The sequence below is a fragment of the Mesorhizobium sp. M0208 genome (genome assembly GCF_040322015.1).
GTDB lineage: Bacteria > Pseudomonadota > Alphaproteobacteria > Rhizobiales > Rhizobiaceae > Mesorhizobium.
In genome coordinates, this window is sequence record NZ_JAMYSP010000002.1 from 229,814 (window position 1) to 246,394 (window position 16,581).

The 16,581-nt window shown below is 64.4% G+C and carries 15 protein-coding genes; 10 read left to right on the forward strand and 5 right to left on the reverse strand.

Annotated features, from left to right (window positions below; genetic code table 11):
* Positions 1–238 precede the first annotated feature (238 nt).
* A complete protein-coding gene (locus NKJ17_RS03145; RefSeq protein ID WP_352686921.1) occupies positions 239–2,044 on the reverse strand; it encodes an IlvD/Edd family dehydratase in 1,806 nt (601 codons plus the stop codon).
* A 234-nt stretch (positions 2,045–2,278) separates the two neighbouring features.
* Positions 2,279–3,463, reverse strand: a complete 1,185-nt coding sequence (locus tag NKJ17_RS03150) for an Mrp/NBP35 family ATP-binding protein (RefSeq protein WP_352476039.1) — start codon at positions 3,461–3,463, stop codon at positions 2,279–2,281.
* Positions 3,464–3,659: 196 nt separating this feature from the next.
* Here NKJ17_RS03150 and NKJ17_RS03155 point away from each other — a divergent pair, with 196 nt between their 5' ends.
* Positions 3,660–4,037 carry a VOC family protein gene (locus tag NKJ17_RS03155; RefSeq protein ID WP_352506071.1) on the forward strand — a complete coding sequence of 126 codons (378 nt, stop codon included), beginning with the start codon at positions 3,660–3,662 and terminating at the stop codon, positions 4,035–4,037.
* Between the two features lie 41 nt (positions 4,038–4,078).
* On the opposite strand, the gene NKJ17_RS03160 is transcribed toward NKJ17_RS03155, so the two are convergent.
* Together NKJ17_RS03160 and NKJ17_RS03165 are read right to left on the reverse strand one after the other, a co-directional pair.
* Positions 4,079–5,083, reverse strand: coding sequence for an inorganic phosphate transporter (locus NKJ17_RS03160; RefSeq protein ID WP_352506070.1), 1,005 nt, complete (start codon positions 5,081–5,083; stop codon positions 4,079–4,081).
* Positions 5,083–5,724 carry a DUF47 domain-containing protein gene (locus NKJ17_RS03165; protein ID WP_254816177.1) on the reverse strand — a complete coding sequence of 214 codons (642 nt, stop codon included), beginning with the start codon at positions 5,722–5,724 and terminating at the stop codon, positions 5,083–5,085. Before NKJ17_RS03165 ends, NKJ17_RS03160 begins: the two co-directional genes overlap by 1 nt.
* A gap of 193 nt (positions 5,725–5,917) precedes the next feature.
* On the opposite strand from NKJ17_RS03165, the gene NKJ17_RS03170 reads away from it, so the two are divergent.
* The 9 genes from NKJ17_RS03170 (at position 5,918) to NKJ17_RS03210 (ending at position 15,733) form a co-directional block, all read left to right on the forward strand.
* Positions 5,918–6,817 (forward strand): LysR family transcriptional regulator, encoded by a 900-nt coding sequence (locus NKJ17_RS03170; protein WP_254816176.1) that lies wholly within the window; start codon positions 5,918–5,920, stop codon positions 6,815–6,817.
* A 133-nt stretch (positions 6,818–6,950) separates the two neighbouring features.
* Complete coding sequence (locus NKJ17_RS03175) at positions 6,951–7,430, forward strand: formate dehydrogenase subunit gamma (protein WP_352506069.1); 480 nt, start codon at positions 6,951–6,953, stop codon at positions 7,428–7,430.
* A complete protein-coding gene (locus NKJ17_RS03180) occupies positions 7,427–8,983 on the forward strand; it encodes a formate dehydrogenase beta subunit (protein WP_352506068.1) in 1,557 nt (518 codons plus the stop codon). The genes NKJ17_RS03175 and NKJ17_RS03180 overlap by 4 nt, the downstream gene beginning before the upstream one ends.
* A 13-nt stretch (positions 8,984–8,996) precedes the next feature.
* Complete coding sequence (fdhF, locus tag NKJ17_RS03185; protein ID WP_352506067.1) at positions 8,997–11,909, forward strand: formate dehydrogenase subunit alpha; 2,913 nt, start codon at positions 8,997–8,999, stop codon at positions 11,907–11,909.
* Between the two features lie 3 nt (positions 11,910–11,912).
* Positions 11,913–12,743, forward strand: a complete 831-nt coding sequence (gene fdhD, locus NKJ17_RS03190) for a formate dehydrogenase accessory sulfurtransferase FdhD (RefSeq protein ID WP_352455049.1) — start codon at positions 11,913–11,915, stop codon at positions 12,741–12,743.
* On the forward strand, positions 12,733–13,041 hold the full coding sequence (locus tag NKJ17_RS03195) for a formate dehydrogenase subunit delta (protein ID WP_352506066.1): 309 nt from the start codon (positions 12,733–12,735) through the stop codon (positions 13,039–13,041). Before fdhD ends, NKJ17_RS03195 begins: the two co-directional genes overlap by 11 nt.
* A gap of 105 nt (positions 13,042–13,146) precedes the next feature.
* Positions 13,147–14,700: an alpha/beta fold hydrolase gene (locus NKJ17_RS03200; RefSeq protein WP_352686927.1), complete on the forward strand. Its 1,554-nt coding sequence runs from the start codon at positions 13,147–13,149 to the stop codon at positions 14,698–14,700.
* Between the two features lie 111 nt (positions 14,701–14,811).
* Positions 14,812–15,285, forward strand: a complete 474-nt coding sequence (locus NKJ17_RS03205; RefSeq protein WP_352506919.1) for a carboxymuconolactone decarboxylase family protein — start codon at positions 14,812–14,814, stop codon at positions 15,283–15,285.
* A gap of 85 nt (positions 15,286–15,370) precedes the next feature.
* Positions 15,371–15,733 carry a nuclear transport factor 2 family protein gene (locus tag NKJ17_RS03210; protein ID WP_352448516.1) on the forward strand — a complete coding sequence of 121 codons (363 nt, stop codon included), beginning with the start codon at positions 15,371–15,373 and terminating at the stop codon, positions 15,731–15,733.
* A gap of 269 nt (positions 15,734–16,002) precedes the next feature.
* Here NKJ17_RS03210 and NKJ17_RS03215 read toward each other — a convergent pair whose 3' ends face one another.
* Positions 16,003–16,503 carry an MmcB family DNA repair protein gene (locus NKJ17_RS03215; RefSeq protein WP_352506996.1) on the reverse strand — a complete coding sequence of 167 codons (501 nt, stop codon included), beginning with the start codon at positions 16,501–16,503 and terminating at the stop codon, positions 16,003–16,005.
* Positions 16,504–16,581: the final 78 nt, after the last annotated feature.

Consider the following 16,581-nt stretch of genomic DNA (forward strand, 5'->3'; position numbering starts at 1 on the left):
CGAACGTTGGGCTGACGCCTCACGGGGTCGTCGCGATGCACCCCTTGCGATGATCGTGGATTTGTCACGCTCGCTTGTCAAGCATTTGTCCCTGCTATCGCAGGACAATCGTTTTTGACAAACGATCGCGTCCAACTCTGTGCCGGGCATTTCTCCCCGTTAGCGGGCTGTTAACGGGGAGAAATGAGGAGACCGCAACACCGGCGACCTGACGGCTGGCCCGTGCGATGGACCCTGGTCAGTGATTGTCCCTCGGCACGCCGCTTGTATGAGCCACATCCTGGTATTTCACCGCCGGCTTCAGCACCATGCCTTCGGAAAACTGGTCGACCATGCCGCGCTGGATTTCCTGCCAGGGCGTCTGGTGCTTCGGATAGTGATAGCCGCCATTGTTCTGCAGCTCGGCGCGGCGCCGCGCGATCTCGTCGTCGCTGACGAGGATGTCGGCGGTGCCCTTGCGCAGGTCGATGCGGACGCGGTCGCCGGTCTTCAGCAGCGCCAGGCCGCCGCCGATGGCGGCTTCCGGCGAGGCGTTGAGGATCGACGGCGAGCCCGACGTGCCCGACTGACGACCGTCGCCGATACAGGCCAGCGCGTGGATGCCCTTTTTGATCAGATAGGCAGGCGGCTGCATGTTGACGACTTCGGCGCCGCCGGGATAGCCGATCGGACCGGCGCCGCGCATGAACAGGATGGTGTGCTCGTCGATGCCCTGTGCCGGGTCGTCGATGCGGGCGTGATAGTCCTCGGGGCCGTCGAAGACCATGGCGTTGCCCTCGAAGGCTTCGGGGTCCTTCGGGTTCGACAGATAGCGCTCGCGGAACTCGGGCGAGATGCCGCTGGTCTTCATGATCGCCGAATCGAACAGATTGCCCTTGAGATTGATGAAGCCGGCATTGGCTTTCAGCGGCTCGGCAACCGTGCGGATGACGTCGAGGTTCTCGTTAACGGCGCCGCGGCAATTGTCGCCGATGGTCTTGCCGTTAGCGGTCGTGGCTTCCGGATAGGGCAGCAGACCGCCCTTCATCAGTTCGGCGATCACGGCCGGCACGCCGCCGGCATGGTGATAGTCCTCTCCGAGATATTCGCCCGTCGGCTGCAGATTGACGATGAGCGGTATGTTGAGGCCGACCTTCTGCCAATCGTCATTGTCGAGCGGCACGCCGAGATGGCGGGCGATGGCGTTGAGGTGGATCGGCGCATTGGTCGAGCCGCCGATCGCCGAGTTGACGACGATGGCGTTCTCGAAGGCCTTACGGGTCATGATGTCGGAGGGCTTCAGATCCTCATGCACCATGTCGACGATGCGCTTTCCGGTCTCGTAGGCGATCTGGCCGCGTTCGCGATAGGGGGCGGGGATAGCGGCCGAGCCCGGCAATTGCATGCCGAGCGCCTCGGCCAGCGAATTCATCGTGGCGGCGGTGCCCATCGTGTTGCAATAGCCGGTCGACGGCGCCGAGGAGGCAACGATATCCATGAACTCGTCATAGCCAATCTCGCCGGCCGACAGGCGCTGGCGCGATTCCCAGACGATAGTGCCGGAGCCGGTGCGCTTGCCCTTGTGCCAGCCGTTGAGCATCGGCCCGACCGAAAGCGCGATAGCCGGGATGTTGACGGTGGCCGCGGCCATCAGCATGGCCGGCGTCGTCTTGTCGCAGCCGATGGTGAGCACCACACCGTCGAGCGGATAGCCGTAGAGCACCTCCACCAGGCTGAGATAGGCAAGGTTGCGATCAAGTGCAGCAGTCGGCCGTTTGCCGGTCTCCTGGATCGGGTGGCAAGGGAACTCGAAAGGGATGCCACCCATCGAGACAATGCCTTCGCGCACGCGCTTGGCCAGTTCGATGTGGTGGCGGTTGCAGGGCGACAGGTCCGAGCCGGTCTGCGCGATGCCGATCAGCGGCTTGCCGGACATCAGTTCGGCCCGCGTCAGCCCGTAATTCAGGTAACGTTCCAGATAGAGTGCCGTCATGCCCGGATTGTCGGGATTGTCGAACCACTCCTGCGAGCGAAATTTTTTCTTGCTGGTGGGGGCGCCTGCCATCGTGGTCTCCGTATTTGTATGACAAATCGATATGACAACGCGCGGGAGCAGGCAAGGGGCACGCGCCATCCGAATCCGCACTTTGGTGCGATAGACACACATCTGCCTCCGCGCTAGTCGGGATCGTGGTTTGTCAGCCCGCTATCCCGGAAAAGCTGGAACGTGTCGCCGCGGACCTACCCGGCCGTTCCGGCCGCCCTCCCCTCAAGGTCCCCTTGGGGGAGGACATCCGCATCACTCGAACACGATGCTCGGCACTGCAGCCTCGGCCGCGCCGCGCTCTTCATTGACGCGGTCCCAAACCTTGGCGGCGATGTCGCGGTAGATTTTCGCCTCGGCGCCATCGGGTTTCGAGACCACCACCGGCGTGCCAGCATCCGAGCTTTCGCGGATGCCCATCTCGAGCGGCACCTCGCCAAGGAAGGTGACCCCGAGACGCTCGGCCTCGCGGCGCGCGCCGCCATGGCCGAAGATGTCGTAGCGTTTTCCCGTATCGGGGGCGAGAAAATAGCTCATATTTTCGACGATACCCAATAGGGGCACGTCGACCTTTCTAAACATGTTGAGGCCTTTGCGCGCATCGATCAGGGCCAGGTCCTGTGGCGTCGAGACGATGACGGCGCCGGCCAGCGGCACCTGTTGGGCCATGGTCAGCTGGGCGTCGCCGGTGCCGGGCGGCATGTCGACGACGAGCACATCGAGCGGTCCCCATTCGACCTCGCGCAGCATCTGCGTCAATGCCGACATCACCATCGGCCCGCGCCAGATCATCGGCGTCTCCTCATCGACGAGAAAGCCCATCGACATGACCTTGAGGCCATAATTCTGCATCGGTTTCAGGATCTTGCCGTCGACGGTCTGCGGCCTGCCACGAATGTTGAGCAGACGCGGCATGGAAGGGCCATAAATATCGGCATCGAGCACGCCGACCCGCAGCCCGTTGGCGGCAAGCCCAAGGGCGATATTGACCGCGGTGGTCGACTTGCCGACGCCGCCCTTGCCGGAAGCGACGGCGATGATGGCCTCGATGCCGGGTACGCCGCGCTTGCCCTGGCTGTGCGAGGCAGGCGCCTGTGGGGCGGGACGGGCAGGTGCGGCTGGTGGAGCGGGCCTCTGAGCCGGTCTTTGCGGAACCGGCGCCTCCATGCCGCCGCCCTTCTTTTCCGCCGTCAGCGCGACCACGGCGCCGGCGACACCGGGGATCGCCTTGACGACACGTTCGGCCGCCGCACGCAGCGGCTCCATCTCCTGGGCACGGGCAGCGGGAACGGTGATCGAGAAGAACACCTTGGCATCGGCAATGAAAATCTCGGAAACCATGCCGAGATCGACGATATTGCCGGTGAAATCCGGCCCATTGACCGTCTTCAGGCGCTCGATAACCATTTCCTTGGTCACGTTTTCATGGGCGGCGGGCATGAGTTTTTCCTCTACTTTTCCGCTCCAGATAATGCAGTTCCGGAACAGAACCAAGCGATGGACCAACAGTTGCAGCGGCGTATTGGGGGAGGAAGCGACCATACGACAGCATTTCCAGCGGGAGTGGCCGTCGCCAAATCGTCAACGCAACCTATTTCAGTGGACATGGAATGACCGCCAGGGAAGGAGACGAATCATGCTCGCAAACAGCAACGCAACGGCCAATCTCGCTGTGAAGGACCTGGCCAAGGCCAGGGCTTTTTACGAAGGAACGCTCGGCCTGAAAGAGGTGCACAATGAGGGTGGGGAACTGATCGTCTATGAAAGCGGCGATACCGCCATCAACGTCTACCGTTCGAACTTCGCTGGGACCAACAAGGCCACGGCTGTGACCTGGACGGTCGGCGACGAACTCGGCAAAATCGTCAAGGCGTTGAAATCGAAGGGCGTCGCCTTCGAGCACTACGATATGCCCGGCCTGGCGCTGGAGGGCGATGTCCATGTCGGCCAGGGCATGAAGGTCGCGTGGTTCAAGGATCCGGACGGCAACATCCTGAACCTTGTGGACAGGTAGTCGCCGCGCCAGAGGCGGCTCCAGGCGCTGGCCCGTTCGCATCACTTTGCCAGGCCGACCGCGAGGTAGGTGAGAGCCGCGATGGCCGCGGTTGCCGGCAAGGTGACGATCCATGCCACCACGATGTTGCCGGCAATGCCCCAGCGAACGGCGGAGACGCGGCGGGCGGCGCCGACGCCGATGATGGCGCCGGTGATCGTGTGCGTGGTCGATACAGGAATACCGAGCCAGGTGGCGGCGAACAGGGTAATCGCACCGCCGGTCTCGGCGCAGAAACCCTGCATCGGGTTCAGCCGGGTGATCTTAGAGCCCATGGTGTGGACGATGCGCCAGCCGCCGAACAATGTGCCCAGCGCCAGCGCCGACTGACAGGTGATGACGACCCACAGCGGCACGTAAAAATTCGCGCCGAGCATGCCTTGCGAATAGAGGAGCACGGCGATGATGCCCATGGTCTTCTGCGCGTCGTTGCCGCCATGGCCGAGCGAATAGAGCGAGGCGGAAAAGAACTGCATGACGCGGAAGGTGCTGTCGACGGCAAACGGTGTCTGCCGCAGGAACAGCCAGGAGACCGCGAGGATCAGGACGAGCGCCAGCAGAAAGCCTGCCGCCGGCGATAGCACGATCGCCGCCGTGGTCTTGCCCAACCCGGCCCAGACGATGGCGCCGGTGCCTGCCTTGGCGACGCCGGCGCCGACCAAACCGCCGATCAGCGCGTGCGAACTGCTGGACGGGATGCCGACGAGCCAGGTGACGATGTTCCAGACGATGGCGCCGACAAGTGCTGCGAAGATCACTGCCGGCGTGACGATGCTGGCGTCGATGATGCCGGTTCCGAGCGTCTCCGCCACGTGGAGACCGAAGAACATGAAGGCGATGAAATTGAAGAAGGCCGCCCAGAACACCGCATAATGCGGCCGCAGCACCCGGGTGGAGACGATCGTGGCGATGGAGTTGGCGGCATCGTGCAGGCCGTTGAGGAAATCGAAGAACAGCGCGACGACGACAAGGCCGACCAGCACGGGAAAGGCTATCGCGGCTTCCACTATACGTTCTCGATGACGATGCCGCTGATTTCGTTGGCAACGTCCTCGAAGCGGTCGACCACCTTCTCCAGCTGGCCGTAGATCTCGCTGCCGATCAGATAGGCCATCGGGTCGCTGCGGCCATGCCGCTTGAACAGGTCCTTCAGGCCTTGCTCGTGCAGGTCGTCGGCCCGGCCTTCGGCGCGCATGACTTCCTCGGCGATGGCATTGAGGCGCACCGTGTGCGCCCCGACCTTGCCGAGCAGCGGGATCGCCTCGGCCACCAACTTGGCGGCCTCGACGATGACGCCTCCCATTTCCTGCATCAGCGGGTCGAATTCCTTCTTCTCGAACAGCCTTACGGTCTTGACGGTCTTGTGCATCATGTCGATGGCATCATCCATCGACTGGATCAGGTCCTTGATGTCGCCGCGATCGAAGGGCGTGATGAAGGAGCGCCGCACCGCAAGCAGCACCTCCGCGGTGATCTGATCGGCTTCGTCCTCGAGATCGATGATCGTCTGACACCAGCGGTCGATGTCGTTGCCCTGCAGAAGCTGCTGCAGTGCCTCGGCGCCACCGACCACGGTGCGGGAATGCCGCTCGAACAGGTCGAAGAAGCGATCTTCGCGCGGCAAAAGCTTGCGGAACCAGCCCAGCATGTTCGGTCTCCCGTCGTGTCCAGTCCACGACCCCGTCTGATCCACATAGCGCCGCATTCCATTGCGGGAAACAGTAAGCCGGCTGAAAGATGTGGATGCGGACGATTTACACAGGCGGCTTGCGGCCGAAGGCGATTTCCACGACCTTGCGCGCTACGACAGGACATATCGTCCGTGACAGGCTCCCGACGGCATGATCGACAAGCTGGAATTCTTCATAGCACTTGCCAAGGAAGAGCATTTCGGCCGGGCGGCCGAAGTATGCGGCGTCACCCAGCCGACACTTTCGGCCGGCATCAAGCAGCTGGAGGGCCAGCTCGGCGTGATGCTGGTGCTGCGCGGCTCGCGCTTCCAGGGGCTGACGCCGGAAGGCAAACAGGTGCTGGTGTGGGCGCGCCGCATCGTCGGCGACAGCAGGACCATGCGCGAGGAGATGCGGGCGGCGCGTCACGGCCTGTCAGGGCGTATCCGCATCGCGGCGATCCCGACGGCGCTGGCCATGGTGGCGCGATTGACGACGCCGTTTCGGGCAAAACACCCCGGCGTCACCTTCTCGGTGCTGTCGCGGACCTCGATCGAGGTGCTGTCGCTGCTCGGCAATTTCGATATCGACGCCGGCATCACCTATCTCGACAACGAGCCGCTCGGACGCGTCACCAGCGTGCCGCTCTATGACGAGCGCTATCAGCTGATCACCGCCGTCGGGAACCCGTATTTCGACCGCGACAAAGTGACATGGGCCGAGCTCAGTCAGCTGCCGCTCTGCCTGCTGACGCCGGACATGCAGAACCGCCGCATCATCGACCAGCATCTGGCCGAAGCCGGCGTGCAGGTGCGGCCGACATTGGAATCCAACTCGATGATCGTGCTGTTCTCGCATATCCGCACCGGCAAATGGTCGTCCATCATGCCGCTTAACCTTGCGGAAACGTTCGGCTTTTCCGAGCCGATCCGGGCTATCCCGATCGTCGAGCCGGATGCCAGCCACACCGTCGGGCTGGTGGCGGCGCCGCGCGAACCGCACACGCCGCTGGTCTCGGCGCTGTTGGACGAGGCAATGGCGCTGGCGGACGATTTCCGCACCCGTCGCTAGGCTAGACAATGCTGGTGACCGCGAACGATAGAAAATTTCTATCGAGCAACGGATCGGCTTTATTGATTTAACGGGTTTCCTCTGATTTCCTAAGCACTTAGCGGAAGACCGCCACGACCAGGGAGGGCGCTGCATGACGATGCAGCCTGCAAGTACCGAGATCGCATCGCGCACCGCGGCGATCATCCACGAGCTGAAAGGCCTCGAAGGCCCGCTGTTGCCGATCCTGCACGGCATACAGGAAGAGTTCGGCTATGTGCCGCAGGGTGCGCTGCCGGTCATCGCCGAGGCGCTGAACATCTCCAGGGCCGAGGTGCATGGCGTCGTCACCTTCTATCACGATTATCGCAGCCAGCCGGCCGGCCGGCATGTGCTGAGGCTCTGCCAGGCGGAAGCCTGCCAGTCTATGGGTTCGGATGCGATTGCCGCCAGGCTCAAAGCATTGCTGGGCATAGGCTTCCACGAGACAACCCGCGACGGTTCGGTGACGCTGGAGCCGGTCTATTGCCTCGGCCTTTGCGCCTGCTCGCCGTCGGCGATGCTGGACGGCGAGGTGATCGGGCGGCTCGACGACGAAAAGCTCAATGAAATCGTTGCCGAGGTGCGCTCATGATCCCGCGTATCTATATTCCCGGCGATTCCGGCGCGCTGGCGCTGGGTGCGGAAAAGGTTGCCAAGGCGGTTCGGGCGGAATTGGCCGAGCGCGGCATCGAGGCCAAGATCGTGCGTAACGGCTCGCGCGGTGCCTATTTCCTCGAGCCGATGGTCGAGGTGGCAACGGCCAATGGCCGTGTCGCCTATGGGCCGGTGAAGCCATCCGACGTCAAAAGCCTGTTCGACTGCGGCTTCCTCACCGGCGGTCACCACAAGCGCTGGCTCGGCGCTCCCGACAAGATCCCATTCCTGGCGAGGCAGACGCGGCTGACCTTTGCGCGCTGCGGCGTCACCGATCCGCTGTCGCTCGATCACTACAAGGCGCATGGCGGGCTGAACGGCCTGCAGAATGCAGTGGCGATGACGCCGGCCGAAATCGTCAAGCAGGTGACCGAGTCCGGGCTGCGCGGTCGTGGCGGCGCCGGCTTCCCGACCGGCATCAAATGGAAGACGGTGCTCGATACGTCGGCCGACCGCAAATATATCGTCTGCAATGCCGATGAAGGCGATTCCGGCACGTTCGCCGACCGCATGATCATGGAAGGCGACCCTTTCGTGCTGATCGAAGGCATGGCGATCGCCGGCATCGCCACCGGCGCGACCAAGGGCTTCATCTATATCCGCTCCGAATATCCGCATGCGGTGGCGGTGATGCAGAAGGCCGTCGAGATCGCCCGCAAGGCCGGCGTGCTCGGCGTCAATGTGCTCGGCTCGGCCAATTCATTCGACATGGAAGTCCGCGTCGGCGCCGGCGCCTATGTTTGCGGCGAGGAGACGGCGCTGCTCGACAGCCTCGAAGGCAAGCGCGGACAGGTGCGGGCCAAACCGCCACTGCCGGCGCACAAGGGCCTGTTCGGCAAGCCGACGGTGATCAACAACGTCATCTCGCTGGCCTCGGTGCCGGTGATCATGGACAAGGGCGCCGCCTTCTACAAGGATTTCGGCATGGGCCGTTCGCGCGGCACCATCCCGATCCAGATTGCCGGCAACGTCAAATATCCCGGTCTCTATGAGGCGGCGTTCGGCATGACGTTGGGTGAGATAGTCGACGATATCGGCGGCGGCACGGCGACCGGGCGTCCGGTCAAGGCTGTGCAAGTGGGTGGCCCGCTCGGCGCCTATTTCCCGCGCGCCCTGTTCGACACGCCATTCGACTACGAAGCGTTTGCCGCCAAGGACGGGCTGATCGGCCATGCCGGCATCGTCGTTTTCGACGACAGCGCCGACATGCTGAAGCAGGCACGCTTTGCCATGGAATTCTGCGCTATCGAAAGCTGCGGCAAGTGCACGCCGTGCCGCATCGGCTCGACGCGTGGCGTCGAGGTGCTGGACCGGCTCGCCCAGAACATCGAACCGGAAAAGCAGATCGCACTGGTCACCGACCTTTGCAACACGATGAAGTTCGGCTCGCTTTGCGCTCTCGGCGGCTTCACCCCATATCCAGTGATGAGTGCACTCAACCATTTCCCGGACGACTTTCGGCCGACGCCGGTCGCCGAAGCAGCGGAATAGGAGCGGACAAGGCATGAACGCGGCATTCGACATCAAATCGCTGGTCCAGGAAATCGACTACGGCACACCCGCCTCCGAAGCCGAACAGCAGGTAACGCTGACAGTCGACGGCAAGTCGGTGACGGTGCCGGCGGGCACCTCGATCATGCGCGCTTCGATGGAAGCGGGCGTTGAAATCCCGAAGCTGTGCGCGACCGACATGCTGGATTCGTTTGGCTCCTGCCGGGTCTGCCTCGTCGAGATCGACGGGCGCGGCGGCACGCCGGCCTCGTGCACGACGCCGGTCGGCGAGGGCATGGTCGTGCACACACAGAGCGACCGGCTGAACGCCATTCGCCGCGGCGTGATGGAACTCTACGTCTCTGACCACCCGGTGGCGTGGGGCGAGAAGGCCGGCACCGGCGCCAGCGAGTTCGACAAGGTCGTCAGGACGGTCGGCCTGACCGAGAACCGCTATGGCGTGGACGGGCGCAACCACGTCAAGCAGGAAAACGGCGTGGCGCCCGGCCATGGCTCGCTGACCATCGACTATATCGCCCGCGATGAATCCAACCCCTATTTCACCTACGATCCGGCGCAATGCATCGTCTGCTCGCGCTGCGTGCGCGCCTGCGAGGAGGTACAGGGCACGTTCGCGCTGACCATCGAGGGCCGCGGCTTCGAATCCAGGGTCTCGGCCGGCCTGCACGAGGCGTTCGTCGATTCCGAGTGCGTCTCTTGCGGGGCCTGCGTGCAGGCCTGCCCGACCGATGCGCTGAGGGAGAAGACCGTGCTGGCGAAAGGCCTGCCCGAGCGCTCGACCGTCACCACCTGCGCCTATTGCGGCGTCGGCTGCTCGTTCAAGGCCGAGGTCAAGGGCGACGAGGTCATCCGCATGATGCCCTACAAGGCAGGCAAGGCCAACCACGGCCACTCCTGCGTCAAGGGCCGCTTCGCCTATGGCTATGCGACGCACAAGGACCGTATCCTGAAGCCGATGATCCGCGAGCGGGTCAGCGATCCGTGGCGCGAAGTGTCGTGGGAAGAGGCGCTCACCCACACGGCGAATGAATTCCGCCGCATCCAATACCAGTACGGCCGCACCTCGATCGGCGGCATCACCTCCTCGCGCTGCACCAACGAGGAGACCTACCTCGTCCAGAAGCTTGTCCGGCAGGGCTTCCGCAACAACAATGTGGACACCTGCGCCCGGGTCTGCCATTCGCCGACCGGCTATGGTCTCGGCCAGACCTTCGGCACCTCAGCCGGCACGCAGGATTTCGATTCGATCGAGCAGACGGACGTGATCCTGCTGATCGGCGCCAATCCGACCGATGCGCATCCGGTGTTCGCTTCGCGCATGAAAAAGCGCATGCGCGAGGGCGCCAAGCTGATCGTGCTCGATCCGCGCCGCACCGACATCGTGCGCTCGGCCCACGTCGAGGCGCAGTTCCATCTGCCGCTGAAGCCGGGCACCAACGTCGCCATGCTGACCGCACTTGCCCATGTCATCGTCACCGAGGGCCTGTTCGACGAGGCCTTCATCCGCGAGCGCTGCGACTGGGACGAGTTCCAGGACTGGGCATCGTTCGTGGCGCTGCCGGAAAACAGCCCGGAAGTGATCGGCCAGCTTGCAAATGTCGATCCCGACGACATACGCGGCGCGGCGCGGCTCTACGCCCGCGGCGGTAACGGCGCGATCTATTACGGCCTCGGCGTGACCGAGCACAGCCAGGGCTCGACCACCGTCATCGCCATTGCCAACCTCGCCATGGCGACCGGCAATATCGGCCGGCCGGGCGTCGGCGTGAACCCGCTGCGCGGCCAGAACAATGTGCAGGGCTCTTGCGACATGGGCTCGTTCCCGCACGAGCTTCCCGGCTATCGCCACATTTCAGGCGACGCGGTGCGCGCCATCTATGAGAGCCTGTGGGGCGTCAAGCTCGACGACGAGCCCGGCCTGCGCATCCCCAATATGCTGGATGCGGCCGTCGACGGCTCGTTCAAGGGGCTCTATGTGCAGGGCGAGGACATCCTGCAGTCGGACCCCGACACCAAGCATGTCGCCGCCGGTCTCGCCGCGATGGAATGCGTCGTCGTGCACGACCTCTTCCTCAACGAGACGGCCAACTACGCGCATGTGTTCCTGCCCGGCTCGACGTTCCTCGAGAAGGACGGCACCTTCACCAACGCCGAGCGCCGCATCAACATGGTGCGCAAGGTAATGGAGCCGAAATGCGGCTATGCCGACTGGGAAGCGACGCAGGAGCTCGCCAAGGCGCTCGGCCTCGGCTGGACCTACACGCATCCGTCGCAGATCATGGACGAGATCGCCAAGACGACGCCGAGCTTCGCCGGCGTTTCCTTTGACCTCCTCGACAGAGTGGGCTCGGTGCAGTGGCCCTGCAACGAGAAGTCGCCGGAGGGCACGCCCATCATGCATATTGGCGGCTTCGTGCGCGGCAAAGGCAAGTTCATCCGCACCGAATACGTCGCGACCGACGAAAGGACCGGGCCGCGCTTCCCGCTGCTGCTGACCACCGGCCGCATCCTGTCGCAATACAATGTCGGCGCGCAGACCCGGCGTACCGAGAACGTGGTCTGGCATAGCGAGGACCGGCTGGAGATCCATCCGCACGACGCCGAAAATCGCGGCCTGCGCGACGGCGACTGGGTGCGGCTGACCAGCCGCTCCGGCGAGACGACGCTGCGCGCGCTGATCACCGAGCGGGTGTCGCCAGGCGTCGTCTATACGACCTTCCACCATCCCGACACCCAAGCCAACGTCATCACCACCGACTTCTCCGACTGGGCGACCAACTGCCCGGAATACAAGGTGACCGCGGTGCAGGTGGGCGCATCCAACGGCCCGTCGGAATGGCAGCGCGACTATGACGAGCAGGCAAAGCAAAGCCGCCGCATCGCGAAGTTGGAAGCGGCGGAGTAGTCCTTGACCGCGCGCCGCAAAGCCATTGCGCAGATCTCGCGGCTGGCGCGCCGCGCGGGCGGCACCGCGGCCGCCAACCGGATGGTGCCGGAAGAGACACCGGTGGCGTTCTCCTTTGCCGGCACCACGCATGCGGTGATGATGGCAAGCCCGGCTGATTTCGAGGATTTCGCGCTCGGCTTCTCGCTGACCGAAGGCATCATTGCCTCGCCGGACGAAATCGAAGCGATCGAGGTCGAGGATCACGGTGCCGGCATCGACATCCAGATCCGGCTGAAGGACAGCGCCAACACCCGCTTCGAAGCGCGTCGCAGACGGCTGGCCGGCCCGGTCGGCTGCGGGTTGTGCGGCATCGAATCGATCGAGGAGGCGATGCGCTCGGTAAACCCGGTCGGTGCGTCGCAACTTACACTTCAGGCCGATGACATCGTCCGCTCGGTCAAGCTTTTGTCGAAGCTGCAGCCGCTGCACGCCGAGACCGGTGCCGTCCACGCCGCCGGTTTTTACCTCCCCGGCAAGGGCATCGTCATGGCGCGTGAGGATGTCGGCCGCCACAACGCGCTGGACAAGCTGGCTGGCGCGCTGGCCAAAGCCGGTATCGACGGCAGGTCGGGGGCCGTCGTCGTCACGTCGCGCGTTTCGGTCGAGATGGTGCAGAAGACCGCGGCGATCGGCTCGGCCGTCATCATCGCCGTCTCGGCGCCGACCGCACTTGCCATCCGCACCGCGGACGATTCCGGCATGACGCTGGTGGCGCTGGTGCGCGGCGACGATTTCGATATTTTCACCCATCCTGACCGCGTGGTTTCCGGAGTTGCCAAGCATGTCGCATGACGAGGGCCACCTCATGAGCACCAGCGAAAAGCTGGTTCGCATGGCCAACCAGATCGCCGCCTTTTTCCACTCCAAGCCGCGCGAGCAAGGCATTGCTGGCATCGCCGAGCACATCAACAAGTTCTGGGAGCCGAGGATGCGCCGGCAATTGTTCGAGATGCTGGACAGCGGGCGCGAGGGGTTCAACGAGCTTGTCGTCGCGGCCGCGCCCAGGATCAAGCGGCCGGGTGCGCCGGAGGGCGCAGGTTTCAGCGCTGGCGGAGCGAACACCGAGACGACCGCCGCGTCACAGAAGTAGGCGCCGCGGGCCCACATTCACGCTCTCTAAAGTTTCACCTGCCGCAAGCTGCGCGCCTCTGCTATGATCCGGCGATAAGAAATCGTCGGGTCGGGCGGACAACTCGTGAGGCTGATCGAAACTCGATACGCGCTCAGTGGCGACGTGCGGATCGCCTATCAGGTGGTCGGCCAGGGATCGTTCGATCTCGTCTTGGTGCCGGGCTTCATTTCCAATCTCGATCTGCACTGGGAAGACGAGGGCTACAGCCGGCTGCTGAAGCGGCTTTCCGCGTTCTCACGGCTGATCCTGTTCGATAAGCGCGGCACCGGTCTGTCCGATCGCGTCGATGCCCACCATCTGCCCAGCCTCGAAACCCGCATGGACGATGTGCGCGCGGTGATGGATGCCGCAGGCAGCGGCCGCGCCGCCTTGCTCGGGGCTTCGGAAGGCGCGCCGATGGCAATGCTGTTCGCCGCCACCTACCCGGAGCGGACGCGGGCGCTGGCGCTTTATGGCGGCTATGCGCATTTCCACAAATGGGTGATGCCGCCGGAACGCCTTGAGGCGTTCATCGCGACGGCGGAGACCGCATGGGGCACCGGCGCCACCCTGCCGCATTTCGCGCCCGGCCGCGTCGACGATCCGCGTTTCGCCACATGGTGGGCGCGCTTCGAGCGGCTGTCGGCGAGCCCGACCGCGGCAATCGCCCTGGCCCGCATGAATGCGGCTATCGACGTGCGCGGCGTGCTGGCGGCGATCAGCGCACCGACGCTGCTGGTCCATCGCCGCAACGATGCGCGCGTCGACCCGGAGGCCAGCCGCTTCCTGGCAAGGAAGATCCCGAATGCGCGGCTGGTCGAGGTGCCCGGGCGCGACCACCCGATCTGGACCGGCGATGTCGACCGGGTGGCCGATCTGATCGAGGAATTCCTGACCGGAGCGCGCGCCGTTGCCGAGGCCGAGCGCGTCCTGGCTGCACTGCTGGTCACCCGGATCTACGACACGGCGCGGCTTGGCGACCGCATGTGGAGCGAGCGCAGCCGACGTTTTCAGGAAACATGGCGGCTTACGGTCGGGCGCCATGGCGGCCGACCGGCCGGCACGCATGGCGAGCTGTTGATGGCGCGCTTCGACGGCCCGGCGCGGGCCGTACGCTGCGCGGCGGCGCTGCGCGATGCGGCGCAGGAGATCGGCATCGCCAGCGCGCAGGGCGTGCATGTCGGCGAGGTCGAGTTGCGTGGGCCGCCGACGGGGTTGACGGCTCGCGTGACGATGCAGCTTGCCGCGCATGCCGGGCGCGGCGACATCCTCGCTTCGCGGCTGGTCGCCGACCTCGCCGCCGCTTCAGGCCTTCATTTCAATGACGCCGGGCGCATCGCGCTTGACGAGCTGGATGAGCCGCTGGCGCTGGTGCAGGCGACCTCGGAACAGCACCTGGAGCCGGCCTGCCGGCCGAAGGCCAAGGCTGCCGAGCCGGCCGCACTGACGGCGCGCGAAAGCGAGGTGGTGAACCTGATCGCCGATGGCAAGAGCAATGCCGCGATCGCCGCCGAACTCGGGCTGAGCGAACACACCGTCAAGCGTCACGTCGCCAATATTCTGCTCAAGCTGGACCTGCCGTCGCGGGCGGCGGCGGCGGCGTTCTCGGCCCGGCACGCTGGCCCGCACGGGCCATAGCAGCCATGGCGCTTTCGGGCGAAGCGGCCAGGCATGCGTAAGCGCTATCACTTCGTCCCATGCAGGCCAGGCGGATGTCGCCGGGAAAGGCGCTGCGAAGGGAGGAATAAAATGCTGAAGTCGACACTCAAATCACTGGTGCTGGTGGCAGGCGTTGGCGCGCTGTTGGCGATCGTTCCTGCCAAGGCCGAAGACGCCTCGGCGACGGCTGCCTACAAGGACATCCAGGCAACGCTCGGCTCGGTGCCGGACATGTTCAAGACGCTGCCGGATGTCGCCGTTGCCGGCGCCTGGGCCGAGATCAAGGGCGTGCAACTCAACCCGAACACCGCGCTCGACGGCAAGACCAAGGAATTGATGGGCCTCGCCGTCGCCTCGCAGATCCCCTGCCAGTACTGCATCTATTTCCACACGCAGGCGGCCAAGCTCAATGGCGCCAGCGACGAGGAGATCAAGGAGGCGGTGGCTATGGCGGCGATCGTGCGCCACTGGTCGACGATGCTCAACGGCAGCCAGGTCGATCTCGCCACTTTCAAGAAGCAGTCCGACGAGGTGTTCGCGGCCGTCAAGGCGAAGTCGCAGTGAAGAAGCCACTGCCCGGCGGCGAGCGCCGGGCAGTGCCTGATCAAGCAACCACCCGATCCGAGAAGACGGGCCTATGGAGGAAAAAATGCTGACCAAGACACAGACGATAGACGGCGCTGCGATCAAGAAGGCGATTGAGGGCCGTGATGGAAAATTGCTGGCGAGCTTCTATGCCGACGACGCATTGGTGCGGGTGATCGACCGCAACAACCCGCCGAGCAAGCCGCGCGAAATCCGCGGGCGCGCTGCGATCACTACATTCTGGGACGACATTTGCAGTCGGGCGATGACCCACAAGGTCGACACCACCATTGCCGACGGCAACAACCTCGCCTTCACCCAGGCCTGCTCCTATCCGGACGGGACCAAGGTATTCTGCGCGGCGATGCTGGAGCTGAAGAACGGCCAGATCGCGCGGCAGACCGTCGTGCAGGCGTGGGACGAGTGAGGCGGCCATATTCGGTACCAGATGGGCATTTGCCAGGCCGCGTACCCCACCCCTAACCCCTCCCCACAAGGGGGAGGGAGACGATGCCGCTGCTGTTTCGGCTAGAATTGTCGAAGTTAATGCTAAGTGGCGCTGCCGCTGCGAAGTTCCCCTCCCCCTTGTGGGGAGGGGCTAGGGGTGGGGGTCTTCTTCGCAAGAATCCGCTGCGGTGCACGGGAGCAGGTGGCGGCAGCCGGGTAGCGCAACCCTCAATTACGGCGAACGAAATCCTACTCGCTCTCGCCGTCCAGCGCCGGCACCGACACGCCGGCAAGCTCCGCCGCCAGCAGCCGCGACGCACCGGCGCGTGCGATCCTCAGCATCAGCGCCTTGCGCGTTGCCGCCGCCATGCGGTGCTCGGGCGCATCGCGCAAAATCTCGGCGCCGTAACCGTCCGAAAGAATGAACCCGCACTCCTGCGGAAAAATTTCCGAAGGCACGCCGGGATGGGTGGCGAAGAAGAAGCGGTCGGAATGCAGCCGGTAGTCCGGCCATTTGCGGTCGACCCTGAAATCCTCGATCGAGGATTTGATCTCGATGATCCAGATGTCGCCGTGGCGGGTCAGCGCAACCAGGTCGGCCCGCCGACCGGTGGCCAGCGACAGTTCGGGCAGCACATGTGCGCCCATCTGCTTGAGCAGCCGCTGCACGCCACGCCTGACCAGCATAGCGCGCTCCGACTGGCGGCCGTCTATGAGGGGGTTGAGGGGTAGAGGTGAGATGATCGGCATGGCGACACCATGCCAGATTTTGTTCACGGTTTGAACCTGGATTTTTTGGGCGATTATCCGGCTGACAAACCCACCGGC